The sequence below is a fragment of the Kluyvera sp. EC_51 genome (assembly GCF_019584505.1).
GTDB classification, from domain to species: Bacteria; Pseudomonadota; Gammaproteobacteria; order Enterobacterales; family Enterobacteriaceae; genus Kluyvera; species Kluyvera sichuanensis.
In genome coordinates, this window is sequence record NZ_VDAG01000099.1 from 1 (window position 1) to 16420 (window position 16420).

At 49.9% G+C, this 16420-nt stretch carries 16 protein-coding genes; 7 read left to right on the forward strand and 9 right to left on the reverse strand.

Annotated elements, in window-relative coordinates:
- Positions 1 to 285 precede the first annotated feature (285 nt).
- The gene (gene bdcA, locus FHC49_RS18415; protein ID WP_220440529.1) at positions 286 to 999 is read left to right on the forward strand and encodes an SDR family oxidoreductase; all 714 of its coding nucleotides are present in this window, start codon (positions 286 to 288) and stop codon (positions 997 to 999) included.
- A gap of 147 nt (positions 1000 to 1146) precedes the next feature.
- Positions 1147 to 1713, forward strand: a complete 567-nt coding sequence (locus FHC49_RS18420; protein WP_220440530.1) for a DJ-1/PfpI family protein — start codon at positions 1147 to 1149, stop codon at positions 1711 to 1713.
- Positions 1714 to 1802: 89 nt separating this feature from the next.
- Here FHC49_RS18420 and amyA read toward each other — a convergent pair whose 3' ends face one another.
- The 5 genes from amyA to ycgZ all read right to left on the reverse strand — a co-directional run bounded on the left by amyA (position 1803) and on the right by ycgZ (position 4928).
- Positions 1803 to 3290 carry an alpha-amylase gene (gene amyA / locus FHC49_RS18425; protein WP_220440531.1) on the reverse strand — a complete coding sequence of 496 codons (1488 nt, stop codon included), beginning with the start codon at positions 3288 to 3290 and terminating at the stop codon, positions 1803 to 1805.
- A gap of 150 nt (positions 3291 to 3440) precedes the next feature.
- Positions 3441 to 3974: a LuxR C-terminal-related transcriptional regulator gene (locus tag FHC49_RS18430; RefSeq protein ID WP_220440532.1), complete on the reverse strand. Its 534-nt coding sequence runs from the start codon at positions 3972 to 3974 to the stop codon at positions 3441 to 3443.
- A 73-nt stretch (positions 3975 to 4047) separates the two neighbouring features.
- Positions 4048 to 4311: a biofilm development regulator YmgB/AriR family protein gene (locus FHC49_RS18435; RefSeq protein ID WP_220440533.1), complete on the reverse strand. Its 264-nt coding sequence runs from the start codon at positions 4309 to 4311 to the stop codon at positions 4048 to 4050.
- 22 nt (positions 4312 to 4333) lie between these two features.
- Positions 4334 to 4648 (reverse strand): hypothetical protein, encoded by a 315-nt coding sequence (locus FHC49_RS18440; protein WP_220440534.1) that lies wholly within the window; start codon positions 4646 to 4648, stop codon positions 4334 to 4336.
- Positions 4649 to 4691: 43 nt separating this feature from the next.
- The gene (gene ycgZ, locus FHC49_RS18445; RefSeq protein ID WP_220440535.1) at positions 4692 to 4928 is read right to left on the reverse strand and encodes a regulatory protein YcgZ; all 237 of its coding nucleotides are present in this window, start codon (positions 4926 to 4928) and stop codon (positions 4692 to 4694) included.
- Between the two features lie 320 nt (positions 4929 to 5248).
- On the opposite strand from ycgZ, the gene FHC49_RS18450 reads away from it, so the two are divergent.
- Both FHC49_RS18450 and FHC49_RS18455 read left to right on the forward strand, forming a co-directional pair.
- Entirely contained in the window at positions 5249 to 6454 is a 1206-nt protein-coding gene (locus FHC49_RS18450) for a diguanylate phosphodiesterase (protein WP_220440536.1), read from the forward strand.
- A 163-nt stretch (positions 6455 to 6617) separates the two neighbouring features.
- A complete protein-coding gene (locus FHC49_RS18455; protein ID WP_220440537.1) occupies positions 6618 to 7349 on the forward strand; it encodes a MerR family transcriptional regulator in 732 nt (243 codons plus the stop codon).
- A gap of 78 nt (positions 7350 to 7427) precedes the next feature.
- Here FHC49_RS18455 and FHC49_RS18460 read toward each other — a convergent pair whose 3' ends face one another.
- Entirely contained in the window at positions 7428 to 8297 is an 870-nt protein-coding gene (locus tag FHC49_RS18460) for an aldo/keto reductase (RefSeq protein ID WP_220440538.1), read from the reverse strand.
- A gap of 337 nt (positions 8298 to 8634) precedes the next feature.
- On the opposite strand from FHC49_RS18460, the gene FHC49_RS18465 reads away from it, so the two are divergent.
- Entirely contained in the window at positions 8635 to 9381 is a 747-nt protein-coding gene (locus FHC49_RS18465) for an SDR family oxidoreductase (protein ID WP_220440539.1), read from the forward strand.
- A 70-nt stretch (positions 9382 to 9451) separates the two neighbouring features.
- Here the strand turns inward: FHC49_RS18465 and FHC49_RS18470 are convergent, their stop codons facing one another.
- Positions 9452 to 10354, reverse strand: coding sequence for a LysR family transcriptional regulator (locus FHC49_RS18470; protein WP_220440540.1), 903 nt, complete (start codon positions 10352 to 10354; stop codon positions 9452 to 9454).
- A 161-nt stretch (positions 10355 to 10515) separates the two neighbouring features.
- Here FHC49_RS18470 and FHC49_RS18475 point away from each other — a divergent pair, with 161 nt between their 5' ends.
- Together FHC49_RS18475 and FHC49_RS18480 are read left to right on the forward strand one after the other, a co-directional pair.
- Positions 10516 to 11469 carry an AraC family transcriptional regulator gene (locus FHC49_RS18475; RefSeq protein WP_220440541.1) on the forward strand — a complete coding sequence of 318 codons (954 nt, stop codon included), beginning with the start codon at positions 10516 to 10518 and terminating at the stop codon, positions 11467 to 11469.
- A 169-nt stretch (positions 11470 to 11638) separates the two neighbouring features.
- The gene (locus FHC49_RS18480; RefSeq protein ID WP_220440542.1) at positions 11639 to 13006 is read left to right on the forward strand and encodes an MFS transporter; all 1368 of its coding nucleotides are present in this window, start codon (positions 11639 to 11641) and stop codon (positions 13004 to 13006) included.
- 81 nt (positions 13007 to 13087) lie between these two features.
- Here FHC49_RS18480 and FHC49_RS18485 read toward each other — a convergent pair whose 3' ends face one another.
- Both FHC49_RS18485 and FHC49_RS18490 read right to left on the reverse strand, forming a co-directional pair.
- Positions 13088 to 13384: a DUF406 domain-containing protein gene (locus FHC49_RS18485; protein ID WP_220440543.1), complete on the reverse strand. Its 297-nt coding sequence runs from the start codon at positions 13382 to 13384 to the stop codon at positions 13088 to 13090.
- Between the two features lie 1288 nt (positions 13385 to 14672).
- A complete protein-coding gene (locus FHC49_RS18490; RefSeq protein ID WP_185666071.1) occupies positions 14673 to 16289 on the reverse strand; it encodes an ABC transporter substrate-binding protein in 1617 nt (538 codons plus the stop codon).
- Positions 16290 to 16420: the final 131 nt, after the last annotated feature.

The following is a 16420-nucleotide window of genomic DNA, read 5'->3' on the forward strand; positions in this document are numbered from 1 at the left end:
CGTTGCATAGGTCGGGTCTCAGTCCAGGGCATAGCGAGTCTCCTCTTCTATGCCAGTTATAACTGTTACCCATGTATCCGGTCTAAAGTGTTACCTATGTTTCCGGTTTGTACCGATGCTCGACCGGGCTACGCGACCTCGGGGAATCTCCGCGATTACCGTTCTCCACGACCACCAGTCCGCTGCGCCCAACGCGAGTGAATGAGCAGAACTATACTCCATGCTGGCAGCCTCGCCTGCCGGGTTGAAGTTCATCGTTTCGGTTCGAATATGAGGGGCGTAGTGATGACGGTATTTCAGAACAAATCGGTACTGGTTCTCGGCGGCAGTCGCGGAATTGGCGCGGCGATTGTCCGGCGCTTTCGCGCTGACGGTGCGTCGGTAATATTCAGCTATTCCGGTTCGCAAGAGGCAGCAGAACGTCTGGCAGCCGAAACGGGTAGCACCGCCGAACGGGCAGATAGCGCCGATCGCGATGCGGTTATTGCGCTGGTTCATCACAGCGGCCCGCTGGATATTCTGGTGATCAACGCCGGGATCATTCTCTTCGGCGATGCGCTCGAACAGGACAGCGATGCCGTCGACCGTCTTTTTCGCATCAATATCCATGCCCCCTATCATGCCGCCGTTGAAGCAGCGCGTCGAATGCCCGAAGGCGGGCGCATCATCGTGATTGGCTCGGTGAATGGTGACCGTATGCCGCTTCCCGGCCTCGCCGCGTATGCGGTCAGCAAATCAGCGTTACAAGGGTTGGCACGGGGCCTCGCTCGTGATTTTGGCCCATTAGGGATCACCGTCAACGTCGTCCAGCCCGGCCCCATTGATACCGATGCCAACCCTGAGTACGGGCCGCTGAAGGAGGTGATGCACAGCTTTATGGCGGTTGAACGTCACGGTCGCCCTGAAGAGGTGGCGGGTATGGTCGCCTGGCTCGCAGGGCCGGAAGCCGCCTTTGTCACCGGGGCAATGCACACCATCGACGGCGGATTTGGTGCCTGACCGACAATGGGCGGCTGGCGTCAGGCCGCCCTTTTTCACCGCCACATAATACATCGTCATATCCGTGACGCCGCGCGCGCTTTGCGGTTCGCTATCCCCCCGCCACCAGGCTATATCTTAGTCATCTTTACTCAACGAGGACGGGTTATGGCAGGTAAAAAGATTCTGATGCTGGTAGGCGATTATGCCGAGGATTATGAAACCATGGTGCCCTTTCAGGCACTGCAGATGATTGGTCACCAGGTGGACGCGGTTTGCCCGGATAAGCCGAAAGGCGACTACATCATGACGGCTATTCATGATTTTGACGGCGCGCAGACCTATAGCGAAAAACCAGGGCACCGCTTTGTGCTCAACGCCGATTTTGCCAGCGTCAACGAAGCGGATTATGACGCGCTGCTGATCCCCAGCGGACGTGCGCCTGAGTATCTACGGCTATATGAGGCGGTGATTAAGCTGGTGCAGGCTTTTGATGTGGCGAACAAACCCATCGCCGCCGTCTGCCACGGCCCGCAACTGCTGGCTGCCGCTGGCGTACTGAAGGGACGCACCTGTAGCGCCTATCCGGCCTGCGCCCCGGAAGTGCGGCTAAGCGGCGGAGAATATGCGGAGATTGGCATCGATCAAGCGTATGTCGATGGTAATCTGGTCACCGCCCCGGCCTGGCCGGCGCATCCGCAGTGGCTGGCGAAGTTTGCCGAGTTGCTGCGATAACTGAGATAGAGTGCTGAAAAACAGGCGCTAAAAAGCGCCTGATTAACCACGAAACAATGAGGCGTCAGAGAGTGGAGTAAGCGCCAGTTTTACAGTACATCCTCCATCACCCATACGCTGACGCTGCCCCCCTGGCAAGTAAAAGTCCCTGTTCCTGTCGCATCGGTCAACACCGTTTCTTCTCGGTTCTTAAGGAAATCTCTCCAGCTTTTGTTGCCATAGTTTTCGCCCAGCGTAATATTTTTTTCGCCATCATCACCGTTGGACATCACAACAACACAGCCCGGTGCCTCTTGGGTACCGCTGCGGCTAAATGCAATACAGTTCGGATGATCGAAGAACAGCGTCTGGACCCCGTGTGCAAAACGCTGTCGCGCGTCAATCAGCTCATGTAGCTGGTGAATAACCGGCATATCAATGTGGTAGGCATTGCCATCCCGGCCGGTGTCCTCATAAGAGGCACCAAAAAGATCGGGATAAAACACCGAGGGGACCCCATTTTCGCGCAACAGAATTAAGGCGTAAGCCAGGGGCTTAAACCAGGCTTCAACCGGCGCTTCCAGGGCCTGAAGAGGTTGGGTATCGTGATTTGCCACCAGGGTTACGGCATGAAAAGGATCTGCTTCAACAAGGGTGCCCGTGAAAATCTGGCTCAGATCGTAGTCTTTTCCTTGACGGGAAGCTTCGTGGAACTTCATCTGCAGAGGCGCATCAAACAAAAGTGTCTGACCATCAACCTGGCTAATATAGTTCTGTAGTTTACCCACCTCGTGTGACCAGTATTCCGCCACAATAAAAAGTGGTTTTGGCGCCACTTCCTGCACGTGCCCAATCCACTCTTTGTAGAACCAGGCAGGAATGTGTTTGACCGCATCGAGACGAAAACCGTCGCACCGTGTTTGTTCCATCATCCATCGGGCCCAGAACTTCAACTCCTCGGTCACAGCGTGGTTACGAAAATCAGTGTTGGCACCCATCAGATAATCGAAGTTACCCATTTCGTCATCGACCTGATCGTTCCAGCCTTCACCGCTATAGTCATTTACGATTTTAAAAACGCCGTTTTCATCAGGACTTTCGATATGGTCGATACCGTTAAAACATTTATGATCCCAGATAAATTGAGAATATTGCCCCGCGCGCGCTGGATAGGTGTACTTAGACCATGCATCACACTCAATCACTTCTTCGTCAATCTGTGTGCGGTCTTGCTCATTAACGCGCTGGACCTGTATACGCTCTTTCTCATCTGCGCCCATTTTATGATTCAGTACCACGTCCATCAGTACCGCGATATCATGCTTTTTTAATGCAGAAATGGCGGAAAGGAGCTGCGCTTTATCACCGTATTTAGTGGGAACAGACCCTTTTTGATCGAATTCGCCAAGGTCGAACAAGTCGTAGCTATCGTACCCTACCGAGTAGCCACCTGACGCGCCTTTGTACGCTGGAGGCAACCAAATCATATTAATGCCAATCTCATTCAAGTGCGGAGCCAGTTCTTCAACTTCACGCCACAGCTCACCGCCATCTGGATAATACCAATGAAAGCATTGTAATAACGTGGGGTTGACCATTATCCTTTACTCCCAAAAAACGTTAATGTATTAATGCAGTACGCAATGATTCATTCAGTATAACGAAGTAATCACATTCCACACGACATCCACTCCATTAGATATCGTGATAAATGTTATTGATTGGGGGAGCTAAAAACCAACCTGTTACTATGCTGAAACCACCCATCGTTTGAATACATCGCTTTTCAGCGTTGTAAAGAAGTTGACGAGATTGGTACAACCTAATTTTGCAATTAATTTTTGTCGATTTTGATAGACTGTTTTGTAATGGAGTTTATTAAGCATGGCAATTTCTTGCACGCTTTTCCCCGAACTAAATTGTTCAATGAAAACCTTGTCTCTATCCGTTAGCACTATTTTCTCAGTTCTTTTCCTGACTTTTTCTCCATCCGCGGCAATATCTTTGATGCTACGTTGCAGGGTAGAGAGATCGCTGCGGGCATTAAGCCTGAACATTTTAAAATCGCTGAGAAAATAATACATATCTCCCTGTGTCAGTAATACCAGACGATGGGTAGATAAATCATAATTCTGTGCCTTAACGGCATAATAGTTTTCGATAGTAAAAAAGACAAAGCGTTTACGTGCTGGCGCTGAGAACGACTTATCAAGCAATGTCTCAAGCCCACGCTGTAGGTAAACATCACTGACCCAGATATCTGCTGTTTTCACTCGCTTCATTTTAGGCTCCGGATATTTATTGCATTTTATATTTTTGCTACGTAGTTTCTTCGATGACAACGCGTACAGGTGATTAAAAATCATCGGAAGTATGACTCACAACAATCTCCAGAGTTTTGCGAATAATATCAGCCTGAACAACCCCTTCAGCACATTCGAGTGATTTAATAAGGCAAACAATCAGGTTCTTATTCGTTAATGGCATACGTGCGTCAAGCATCTCCTGTGCCAGATCGCCTAACAGTTTAGTTTCCTCTGCCATCGTATCACCAGAGCGAGCGAAAAAGTTTTCGAGCGTTTTGTCAGACAACGCAACAGTAAATGGTTGAGTCTGCATCGTTATTTTCCTGAGAGGTAAGTTAATGTAATTTATTCATTTTGTGCAAAACTGTGTGATGTCTCTTTTCGTTACCGGGTTTCTCTTCACTGACAACCTCACCGTCTTCCCGGCGTATCATTCCAGTATCTGACGTGAATTTTTTGACGCTTATTGAGAGTTCAGCGATCAACTCCTGCAAAGCTTCATGACGTATTGGATCGGTCTCCATTTTTTGTATTTTGCGTAGTTGCATAAGCAGCGCGTATTCGGATATCGGACTTTTCTGGCTCAGTAGCGCCAGTATGCCCTGTCCGATAAGTTCGTTACGTACCTGCGTTTTGATTTGCGTCTTCATAGCATGGGTGTCTTACTTATATTTCCGGCCTCACAGAAATGATTTAGTCAAACAGCATTCCAATCAGACGATTGCAGTGTGCTTCCTCATCGGTGTTTTGAACTTTATCAAGCCGGGAGAGCAGTTTTGTGCAAATCGCTTTACGATTCAGGCTGCGCCCATCATGTAAAATTTCAGCCACTATCTCACCAAGAATCAGGTGCTGGGTCGGTAACTCCGCCTTAGCAAAGTAGCGGGTAATCGCAGCTGCCGAATCGGCGCATGGAAGTGATTTCTGCATTGTCTCTCCGGTTATTGGCAGGGGGTAATGCTTTCGTTAAATAAACTTAGCAAACTTATACAAAAAATGTGTACAGATTTATTGCGCAACAATTAGCAAAAAATGCTTATGCTTTAAAATCAAAAAGATAGGAAACTTTATTGTTTTTGAAATACATATGCATCTGTACAGTTAATCAACAGCCTTAAAAAACTTGTACAAGAATGGGCAAACCCACTTTTTCATAGTTAACTAATTGTGAAAAATGTGTTTATAAAATAAGCATTTGAAGCACTTATCTGTTAGCCTTTTCTTCCCCCCACTTTGTCATTGGACACGCTATGCTCACCACGCTTATCTACCGCAGTCGATTATGCGACTCCGTTCCTTTCAGGGACGTCGAGACGATGATCTCCGCGGCCAATCTCAAGAACGAGCATGAAAGCGTTACCGGAATTCTGCTGTTTAATGGGCTTCACTTTTTACAGCTCTTAGAGGGCCCAGAGAATTCCGTCAAAACTATCTACCAACAAATCTGCAAAGATGTCAGACATTACAATGTTGTAGAGCTGATGTGTGACTACGCCCCAGCCCGGCGTTTTGGAAAAGCCGGGATGGAGCTATTTGATTTACGTAAACACGATCAGGATGATGTTTTGCAGGCGGTATTAGATAAGGGGACCAGTCGGTACCAGCTGACCTACAGCGATCGCGCGCTGCAATTCGTCAGAACCTTCGTGCTGACAGACGGTAAAGACAGTGTTTATGAGATCCCCCCCGCCGACAGTTGGCATTTTGTACCCAACGTCATCAGCGATCGTACTGCCTGCTCTGGTATAGCCGAAGAGATAGGCTTTCAACCATTGATTGACCCGCTATCCCGGGAAATTGTGTCGCTAGAAGCGCGGCAGCGCAGTTCTGACCAAGCCGTATCTGCCCATAATTTGACTGATCGCGACATCTATCAGGCTGACCTGATGGCCAAAAAAGCGGCTTTTTGCGCGGGTGCACAGCTTCTGGCATGTTGCGGCGTACTGTCAGTCAGTCTGATGCCCATGACGCTGGTAAAAGAACCTGGCGCCGTAGATTTTCTACTTACCGAAATTGCCGCGAATGGCCTGGTTCCCGAGCAGATTGAGGTCCAGTTCACCGAAAGCGAAATCATCTCACGGTTTGATGAATTCGCCGGAGCAGTTAAAGGGCTTAAAGCTGCTGGGATAAGTGTGGCTATCGACCATTTCGGCTCGGGCTTTGCGGGTCTACAGCTGTTGGCACGTTTTCAGCCTGACCGTATAAAAATCAGCCAGGATTTGATCATGGATGTCCACAAAAGTGGCCCTCGGCAGGCTATTATTCATGCCATTATCAAATGCTGTTCATCGCTTGAAATCCGGCTCTCCGTCGACGGCGTCGTAAACGCAGAAGAGTGGATGTGGCTTGAGTCCGCAGGAATTGAGCACTTCCAGGGGACGCTCTTTTCAGCGCCCGAATGCAATAGAATTCCGGATATTGCGTGGCCAGAAAAGAGGTATAATGCCGAAATCTGACGGTTCAATAATCCATTGAGTCATGGACGAGATTCTGAAATATGCCCCAGGAGTTTGACCCCTCTTCGGGCATTGAGTAAATATTTAACTCAGTGCTGTATCTTAAATAGACTTAATGGTCGCTTAACACCGCCTTCATCAGGACAGTGCTAATAGGGGAAATATGTCGAGTTATAGCATTGGTGAAGTTGCCGAGAGATGCGGAATCAACCCGGTCACACTGCGAGCGTGGCAAAGACGTTATGGTCTGCTCAAACCTCAGCGTACTGAGGGTGGGCACCGTCTTTTTGATGAAGAAGATATTCAGCGTATCGAAGAAATTAAGGCTCTGATTAAAAGCGGCACATCGGTCGGGAAGATTAAAGCGCTGCTGGATGCAGAAAAATCCGTTCCCGCTGACAACGCCCATGCCTTGCAAGAGAATCTAATGACCGTACTCAGATTAGCCTCCCCCGCAAAACTCCGGGCAAAACTGGTGATGCTGACGCGCGAACATAACGTACATAAATTGATCGATAACATTATTAATCCGGTCCGTCAGCGTCTGACGCTAGATAATCAGACCGGTAAAATGGTCTCGGGGATGCTGGAAGGCATTCTAGCTGAACTGGCAGCGGCATCACTGAGTGATTCTCGTCGTAAGCCAGGTAAGGAAGCGCTGATAATGGCATGGGACATCGAAGACAGAACCGGCCTCTGGCTTGAGGCATGGCGCCTGTCTCAGGAAGGCTGGCACCTCACTGTCATACCGGAATTTGTCTCATCGCCGCGCCCGGAGCTGTTCCCTGGGCAAACCTTATATGTCTGGACCGGGAAAACAACGTCCATCAGACAGACTGAACTTCTTCAGTACTGGTCTGAACAGGGATATATGGTCAAGGCGCACCAAGCGTGATGGTTCAGTTAAACATCACGTTGTAGGCCGGATAGGCGCAGCGCCATCCGGCAGAACACGCATTAACGATGGCATTGTTCAATCGTGGATTTTTACCCCAAGACAGCCGCGTACAAATTCCGGATTAAAATGCTTCACCGCCTCGCCCACGTAGCCTAAATCCAGCGCGCTAATCTGCGCCATTTCACTATCGGTCAGCGAGAAATCCCAGATAGCAAAATTCTCTGCAATACGTTCCTGGCGGGTCGATTTAGGGATCACCGTGACGCCACGCTGCACGTTCCAGCGCAGGACCACCTGGGCAACGGTTTTTTGATGTGCCTCGGCAATCCCCTGCAGCATTTTATCTTCATGTGCCTGATGTCTGCCGCCGCCTAATGGTGCCCAGGCTTCCGGCTGAACGTTGTAGCGTTTCATGGTCTCAAGCGCTTCAGGCTGTGCAAAATAAGGGTGAAGCTCGACCTGGTTTACCATCGGCTTAACGCTGACGGTTTCACAGAAGTTGGTTAACACGTGGGCATAGAAGTTCGAGACGCCAATGGCCTTCAGTTTTCCTGCCGCATACGCCTCTTCCAGCGCGCGCCAGGCGCTGAAATAGTCGCCCATCGCCTGATGAAGCAAATAGAGATCAAAATAGGCTAAGCCTGATTTTTTTAGCGACGCGTCAATACCGCCTTTTGCCGCATCATAATTTGCCATGTCCTGTACCCACAGCTTAGAGGTGATAAACAGCTCTTCGCGGGTGCACAGACCTTCGGCAATCGCTTCACGAACGGCATCACCCACGGCGTCTTCGTTGCCGTAGACGGCGGCGGTATCAATCAGACGATAGCCCGTGCGAATAGCGGTTAACACCGACTGCTTGCATTCTTCTTTATCGGTGACCTTAAAAACGCCAAAGCCCAGCATCGGCATCTTGAGGTTGTTACTTAAAACGGAATATTCCACGGTACGGCTCCCGGCAGGTTAAAAGCTGATTTTAGGACAGAAACATCATGAGGATTAGTCGGCAATCCGTGATTTGACTTATGCAGTAAATTCATTAATCCGGATGTGTATCAGTGGTACGACGGTTATCACGCTTCGCTTACCATGGCGATATTTAGCAAACGGCGGACCATTAATTAGTTGTACTTATTTATGTTAGAAAATTACGGGTATTATCGAATGAATTTCACCCTGATAGGATGAGTCCTGCTTAACACGATAGGCCGTATAAAAGGCTGAATGCAAAGCCGTCTGCGGCACACACGTTTACTCATCATCCACCTATCAGGAGCGTAAAATGACAGATAAGATCCAGGGCAAAGTGATTGTCATCACCGGAGCTTCTAGCGGTATGGGCGAAGCAGCCGCACGCCATCTCGCCGACAAAGGCGCGAAAGTGGTGATGGCCGCTCGTCGAGCTGACCGCATCGACGCTATCGCTAACGAATTAAAGCAGCGCGGTAAAGACGCTATCGCTGTCGCAACCGATGTCACGAAACTCGCTGATGTGGAGGCGCTTATCCAGAAAGCCATCAGCACGTTCGGTCGGGTTGATGTACTGATCAACAACGCAGGGTTAATGCCACTTTCTCGTCTTGACCAGGGTAATGTGGATGAATGGAATCAGATGATTGACGTGAATTTACGGGGCGTTCTGCACGGTATCGCCGCGGTTCTACCTCATATGAAGGCGCAGAAATCAGGCCATATTATCAACACGGCCTCCGTTGCCGCCCATCTGGTTTTCCAGAGCTCAGCCGTTTATTCCGCGACCAAATTTGCCGTACGGGCATTGACTGAAGGTCTACGTCAGGAGGCAGCGGCAGATAACATTCGCGCGACGCTCATCTCGCCAGGGGCAGTTAAAACCGAACTACTGGAGCATATTTCGGATAAAGACGTCCAGGCAGCAAACCGGGAGTACGTTGAAAACGTAGGCGTACCGCCTGAGACCTATGCCCGAATGGTGGCATTTGCGATTAACGAGCCGGAAGATGTTGGGGTCAGCGAAATTATTTTCCGCCCGACAGCGCAAGAGTTGTAATGCCCTACGGCCAGTACGCTGGCCGATTCGCTTTGCGGGATATTCATCCGTACTCTCATTCGAGGAACACTCAACGTGGTGGGTAACGCTGGTTCTTTAGCGCATCCAGCACCAGCAAAAATGCGGGGGAATGGTGACGTCTGTCCGGGTAATACAAATGATACCCCGGCATGAGCGGGCTCCAGGCCTCCAGCACACGTATCAGCGTCCCTTCTCTGATGTCATTTGCCACAACATCCTCTGGAATACAGCAGAGTCCGCTTCCGACTCGTACCGCATTGAGCATGAGTTCCAGGCTGTTTACGATCAGCTGCCCTTCCACTTTCACACTTAAGGTATCGCCATTGTGGTCAAACTCCCAGGCATACAGCCCACCGTAGGTCGGAAGACGTAAATTGATGCAGTTATGGCGGGTCAGATCCTGAAGTACCTGGGGTTCAGGATAGCGTGAAAAATAATCAGCAGAACCTACAACCGCCATACGGATGTCCGGACTTATCCGCGTCGCGATCATGTCCCTGGCAACCTGCTCCCCCAGCCTGACTCCGGCATCAAAGCGCTCCGCAACGATGTCTTCCAGAGAGTCATTAACCGAGATTTCAACGTGGATGTCCGGGTTATCCCTTAGCAGTTGTCGAAGGCCGGGTTCAATCACTGAGATCGCGGCATGGGCCGCTGCAGCAATCCTGACCGTACCCGCCGGTCTTTGTCGCATCCCCTTTAGCATATTCACAGCATGAACAATTTCATCGAGTTTAGGCCCGAGACTACTGAGCAAAAACTCGCCAGCCTCCGTCAGCGAAACGCTGCGAGTCGTACGCGTCAATAGCCGCACTTCCAGTCTCGCCTCAAGATTCCGGATTGTCTGGCTTAATGCCGATTGCGACACTCCCATTTTAGCGGCCGCTCGGGTGAAGCTACGTTCACTGGCAACCAGCGCAAACGCGGCCAGCTCATTAAAGTTTTCCATCATTAAGAAGCCTTACTAATGACTATGACTGCAATCATCGCTTCATTCTTATTAATATGGAAGTGCTAATGCCGCTCATGGGCAATGAGAAATGACCATTAGAGTGGCCCCGCTAACTCTTTTTACCCTATCATGCCGTTTTTTAGCTTATGGAGAAGGCCGTCATGGACCCTTTATCAGACGTACTGCAGCTTCTTTCCGCCCGCAGTTATATCACCAGCGGGCAGTCAGCCGGTGAGTGCTGGTCCATGCGCTACCCCGGTTTTTCCGGGATGAAATTTATCGCGCTGCGCAAAGGTACATTGTGGTTCCGGCTGGAAAGTGAATCAGCCTGGCGAAAACTCACCGCGGGAGACGGGGTGATTCTTACGCGTTCGGCCCCTTTTATTATGGCCTCTGACCCTGAACTCGAGCCCATAAATTCTGAACAGGTCCCTTATCAGAAGCGCAATGGTATCGCTGACTATGGCGGCGACGAAAGCCTATTGCTGGCCGGAAAGATGGAGATCGACCAGACTGGTGCCGGGCAACTGCTGGACGCCCTCCCGGTGATTATTCCCATCAATACCGGTTCAGAATCCTCCTCTACCCTCAACTGGCTGATGGCGCGACTCCACGAGGAAAATATGTCACTGCGTCCGGGCGCGTCACTCGCTGGCAACCATCTGATGCAACTGGTCATGATTGAAGGGATCCGAAGTTGGATTTTATCGGAAGAGCAGGCCTTGGACGGGTGGCTGGGTGCGCTACGCGATAGTCGGATCCTCGCGGCCCTGGTAGCGATACATGCCGAGCCGGAAAAGCCGTGGCAGCTTGCAGAGCTAGCCGCAATTTCAGGGATGTCGCGCGCAGGTTTCTCCAGACGATTTACCGAGTCGGCAGGAACTTCACCGTTGAATTATCTGACTCGCTGGCGGATGCACATCGCCAGCAGAGCGCTTCGACTGACCAAAGAACCGGTAAAACAACTGGCCTGGCGATTAGGGTATGCTGCTGAGAGTACGTTTTGCACCGCATTCAAGCGAATCTATGGCGAGTCCCCCACAGCGCATCGCGCGGCGTACCTCGAAGGCCCAGTGTATCCTCTGCATGCTTTTCATTCAAAAGGGCCAGAATAAGATTTTGACTAAATAAATATGGATTATTGATTATTAATAATCTCGAAAGATGGCGATACCCTTTTACGGTAAGTTTTACTGCTCTTCATCAGGAAGACCTGATACTCAGTAGTCGTTTTAACCCTGTCTGCGGATAACGCCGGCAGCACCGTAATGAAATGGGAAATATATGGCCAGTCAAACGACGGCGCAAAAGCGCCTGTTTACCTTTGCATCCTGCCTGGGAATCGTGCTTGTTCAGCTTGATGTCAGTATCGTGAACGTCGGGTTGCATTCGCTTAAAGTGGCCTATGACGCCACCGTGTCTGACCTGGAGTGGGTCATTAATGCCTATGCCCTTGTCTTCGCCGCGCTGATGCTGAGTTCAGGAAGCCTGGTCGATCGGTTTGGTTCTAAAAAAACCTTTATCACCGGGGTCACCATCTTCATTTTCGCCTCGGTTTGCTGCGTCCTATCCCCGACGATTTACTGGCTTGACCTTATGCGGGGAGTCCAGGGCATTGGCGCAGCGTTACTGCTGCCAAGCTCTTTGACGCTGCTTCGGCAATATTTCGCCGATGCCCGTGAGCGATCGGCGGCTATTGCCATGTGGGCCGCCGCGGGCTCTCTGGCACTGGTAGCAGGCCCTGTTGTCGGCGGTGTGTTAATTAAATACTGCGGCTGGAAAAGCATTTTTCTTATTAACTTTCCGCTGGGGCTCGTCAGTATCGCACTTATTCAGTCCCTGGCGCCGGTTAGCCCAATTGCCCCTGTACGCATTAATTTTCTGAACCAATCTTTTATCGCTGCAAGCCTGGCCCTGCTGACATTTACGCTCACCGAAGCGGGACAATACGGCTGGAGCAGCCCCATTATTCTGACCACACTCGTGCTGGGGATACTGCTGCTGGTGTCCAATAGACGCATGGATAAACATTCACCGAATCCGGTCATCGCCCGGGACGTGCTCTCCAGTAAATATATCCCGAGTGCGGTCATGGTCGGCTTCCTGTGCAATCTGGTTTTCTATGGCGCGGTATTTATCTTCAGTATTTTCTTCCAGAATCAGCTGCATTTGTCCGCGCTGGATACCGGGATTGCCTTTATGCCGATGATGGCCGTCACCGCGCTGATAAATTTTTCATCGAAATGGTTTTCTTCATGGTATTCCATCAGGAGGCTGTCTCTTCTGGGCAGCGGGATCAGTATGCTGGGGTTTATCATTGTGATGTTCGTTTCGCCAGCGTGGAGCGCATACCAACTCTTTATTCCCATGGTCCTCCTCGGTAGCGGAACCTCCTTTGCCATGCCGATAATGACCAACCTGATACTGTCGCAAGCGTCTCATCAATCCGCCGGTTCAGCGTCAGCGTTTTTTAACTGCGCCAGGCAAATGGGGGGCGTCAGCGGTGTAGCCATTTTTGGGTTACTTCTGAATGCGGAGTCGGACATGACGCAGGGCTTGAGAACGGTGGCATTTGCCGCTGCGGTGATGACGGTAATCTGGATTATTGTGGGCTATCGCAAGCTGCCAGCCTGTAAATTAAGCGAATTATAACGCAAAAAGACAGGTAAGCGTTTCCGCCTTACCTGTCTTTCTGAAAGACGCTTCCCGATGAGAATGACGGGAACGCTACGCTTAGAATGCCGATCTCAATGATAGTTCGAAAATAATCATTTCAGCCTGGCAAGAGAACGTCACTGAAGCAGTCAGCTTCACGTCGTTATCGGCTTTCACAACCTGATAAGTCACCGCAGCGTCTTCATCCGATGACGCTGCTGCGGCTAGTTTCTTAATCTTAGCGACGGCGAGCTCGGCTTCATTTTCCGATGGGAAGATACGCTCAATAACGCTGGTACAATTATCATTCTCAATGATGGTGCCAATATCGATTGCACACCCTTTGGTACTGCATTTATCCACTACGTCTTTCATGATGATAACCTCGTATGTTTCCTCCCAAGATAAGACTCTGCCGATGGAAAGTCCAACCATTAATAGGGTTAAAGATTACCGTTTTTTGAGATTAAACGCTGTTTATCTGCAATAAAGTCGATTTTATTGCTTAACCTGAGCAAATGTCTGATGTTTTCATCCTATCCGTTGGTTGCGCGTAATCGCAGTATCGTGCACATCATCAACCCGTGTTCGGATACCTATTCATAACCATCACCGAACTGGGCCGACCGTACCATCTGGCTATATTCGATGACTCCCGCACCGAGTGATAAATACCAGGAATACGTAGTTACTGTCATAATTACATCCAATATATTATTTAAGTCACATTCTCAACAGATATATAATCATGACTTATTCTTCAAACAAGGTTAATAAAATGAAAAAACTATTAGTTTTACTGCTCGCTTTCGCATCATATGGTGCAAATGCACAATGCATTGGCACCGATGCGTTATCGACTTGTTATGATAACAATGGAAATACCTACACTGTTAATCGTATGGGTAATACCACCATAGTAAATGGAAACTCGGCGAACGGTACCAGTTGGTCTCAGACCTCCAATACCATAGGAAATAGCACTTACACTAACGGCACAGCCGCAAATGGTGAGAGTTGGAACGAAACACAGACCAATATGGGTGGAGGTAATCGAATTATTTCAGGAACGAACTCACAAGGTGAATCGTACTATCACAATTGTAATCAATATGGTTGCAATTAGTTAATATTTCTCATACAGGGCTATATTTCAATTTTCAAAAATGAGAAATCTTGATAAATAAAAATAACATTTAAATGGCCTATCCACTGAGGATTTAAGACCAGTTTCTCAGTTAAATACTACTTGAAATAACAACTAACCGTTACAAAACGGTCCTGCACCATCGCATTACATTTTTCGGTAAGGTTAATGAATGAAAAAGATAATAGCACTATTACTGGTTGCCGCTTTCGGCATGATCTCAGCTTCTACGATGGCCTGCCCTAAAGGCACACATCCGCATGGAGGCACAGGTTCTCACCATAAAGGTGGGACTTGTTACTAAAATTCGGGGTGGCTTCGGTCACCCGTTTTACCTCCTTTGCCTGAGATTTAAAAAAGCCCCTTAACGGGGCTTGAATTCGGTTTAGTAGCCGGCTTGAGGCTAATTTTATTTGTTATAAGCTATCAGCATTAATTTTAGGTACTGGCGCTGTAATCCGCGCCAGCTCTAGTTTTAGATGAGGTTAACGAAGGTTATCAGGAGCATGTATTCAACTAGTGCTTCACGATATACATCGTATGCGTATAAGCCACGTCTTCCGGATTGGTGATCGGGTAGCCTTTTACCCACGGCTTGATCAACCGTCCGTTGGTGTACTGGTAGATAGGCGCGATAGGCGCTTTCTCGGCCAGAATTTTCTCGGCGGTGTTGTAGTCCGCGTTACGCGCCTCGGCCGTGTTCTCCAGCGTCGCCTGGCGGATCACCTTGTCATACGCCGGGTCGCTGAAACGGGAAATGTTGCCGGTGTTGGTGGAGGTCAGCAGCGACAGGAAGGTTGACGGCTCGTTGTAGTCCCCTACCCACGAAGCACGAATCACGTCGAAATTACCGGTGTTACGGCTATCGATATAGGTTTTCCACTCCTGGTTTTGCAGCTTCACGTCAACGCCGAGGTTTTTCTTCCACATCGATGCCACCGCAATCGCGATTTTCTGGTGATTTTCCGAGGTGTTGTACAGCAGCGTCAGCTTCAGTGGGCGATTTGGGCCGTAGCCTGCCGCCTGCAGCAGCATCTTCGCCTGTGCGTTCAGTTCGGCCTGACTGCTTTGCGCCATCTCTGAGGTCTGCGGCTTAAAGCCAGCAGTCACATCAGGAGTGAAGCGCCATGCCGGTTTCTCACCGGTGCCTAAGACCTTCTCAGCGATAATCCGGCGGTCGATGGTCATGCTCAGCGCCAGACGCACACGCGCATCGGCGGTTGGCCCTTTTTGGGTGTTGAACGCGTAGTAATAAGTGCCCAGCTGTGCCGGCGTATAGACCTGGCCCGGCAGCTCCTTAAGTAGCTTCTGATACTGGTTTTTCGGGAAGGATTCGGTGATATCAATATCACCCGCCAGGTAGCGTTTGGTGGCGGAGGACTCCTGGTTTATCGGGATGAAGGTGACTTTCTGAATAACCGTCTTCGCGTTATCCCAATAGTGCTTGTTCGGTACCGCTACCAGCTTTTCATTCACCACGCGGTCTGCCAGCACGTAGGCACCGTTGCCAATAAGCTTACCTGGACGCGTCCAGTTTTTATCACTCTCGACGTTGGCTTTATTGACTGGATAGAGCGAGAAGTTGGCGGTCAGGTTCACAAACCACGGCAGCGGTTTATCCAGCTGAACGCGCAGGGTGTGGGCATCCACCGCGGTGACGCCCAGCGTCTCCGGTTTGGCTTTACCGTCGATAATATCCTGAGCGTTAGTGATACCAGCCAGCGCGGCAAACCAGGCAAACGGCGAGGTGGTTTTCGGGTCAACCAGACGCTGCCAACTGTAAACAAAGTCCTGCGCCGTGACCGGCGTACCGTCGGACCATTTTGCATCATTGCGCAGGGTAAATGTCCAGATACGCTGATCGTTCGTCTGCCAGCGGGTGGCGACGCCTGGAATGATATTGCCGTTGGCATCCTGGTTCACCAGCCCTTCAAACAGATCGCGAATGACCTGAATCTCCGGCAACCCCACCGCCTTTGCGGGGTCTAATGAAGCGGGTTCATCTTTAATATGACGAACCAGCTCCTGCTGCTTCGCCAGCACCGTCCCAGCGGGAACGTCGGCCGCGACGGCGATAGAACTCAGACCTGAAAGCAAGACGGCGCAACAGGTCAAGGTGAACGGTAACTTCATGTCATCCCCTTAAAATTGGCAAACCCACACAACTTGATGAAAATATTATTTGTTTCAGTCGCGGTAATTGCAAATAACATGTCACATAAACTTGATATGTCACCAGCAATATCTATCAGGGAAACTATTTG

What these genes read in the sequence shown, in the direction of transcription:
- amyA (WP_220440531.1), bottom strand. Translation starts at nt 3,290, where the DNA reads ATGGTCAACCCCACGTTATTACAATGCTTTCATTGGTATTATCCAGAT.
- FHC49_RS18475 (WP_220440541.1), top strand. Translation starts at nt 10,516, where the DNA reads ATGGACCCTTTATCAGACGTACTGCAGCTTCTTTCCGCCCGCAGTTAT.
- FHC49_RS18480 (WP_220440542.1), top strand. Translation starts at nt 11,639, where the DNA reads ATGGCCAGTCAAACGACGGCGCAAAAGCGCCTGTTTACCTTTGCATCC.
- FHC49_RS18455 (WP_220440537.1), top strand. Translation starts at nt 6,618, where the DNA reads ATGTCGAGTTATAGCATTGGTGAAGTTGCCGAGAGATGCGGAATCAAC.
- FHC49_RS18470 (WP_220440540.1), bottom strand. Translation starts at nt 10,354, where the DNA reads ATGATGGAAAACTTTAATGAGCTGGCCGCGTTTGCGCTGGTTGCCAGT.
- FHC49_RS18430 (WP_220440532.1), bottom strand. Translation starts at nt 3,974, where the DNA reads ATGAAGCGAGTGAAAACAGCAGATATCTGGGTCAGTGATGTTTACCTA.
- FHC49_RS18420 (WP_220440530.1), top strand. Translation starts at nt 1,147, where the DNA reads ATGGCAGGTAAAAAGATTCTGATGCTGGTAGGCGATTATGCCGAGGAT.
- FHC49_RS18440 (WP_220440534.1), bottom strand. Translation starts at nt 4,648, where the DNA reads ATGAAGACGCAAATCAAAACGCAGGTACGTAACGAACTTATCGGACAG.
- FHC49_RS18435 (WP_220440533.1), bottom strand. Translation starts at nt 4,311, where the DNA reads ATGCAGACTCAACCATTTACTGTTGCGTTGTCTGACAAAACGCTCGAA.
- FHC49_RS18450 (WP_220440536.1), top strand. Translation starts at nt 5,249, where the DNA reads ATGCTCACCACGCTTATCTACCGCAGTCGATTATGCGACTCCGTTCCT.
- FHC49_RS18485 (WP_220440543.1), bottom strand. Translation starts at nt 13,384, where the DNA reads ATGAAAGACGTAGTGGATAAATGCAGTACCAAAGGGTGTGCAATCGAT.
- ycgZ (WP_220440535.1), bottom strand. Translation starts at nt 4,928, where the DNA reads ATGCAGAAATCACTTCCATGCGCCGATTCGGCAGCTGCGATTACCCGC.
- bdcA (WP_220440529.1), top strand. Translation starts at nt 286, where the DNA reads ATGACGGTATTTCAGAACAAATCGGTACTGGTTCTCGGCGGCAGTCGC.
- FHC49_RS18465 (WP_220440539.1), top strand. Translation starts at nt 8,635, where the DNA reads ATGACAGATAAGATCCAGGGCAAAGTGATTGTCATCACCGGAGCTTCT.
- FHC49_RS18490 (WP_185666071.1), bottom strand. Translation starts at nt 16,289, where the DNA reads ATGAAGTTACCGTTCACCTTGACCTGTTGCGCCGTCTTGCTTTCAGGT.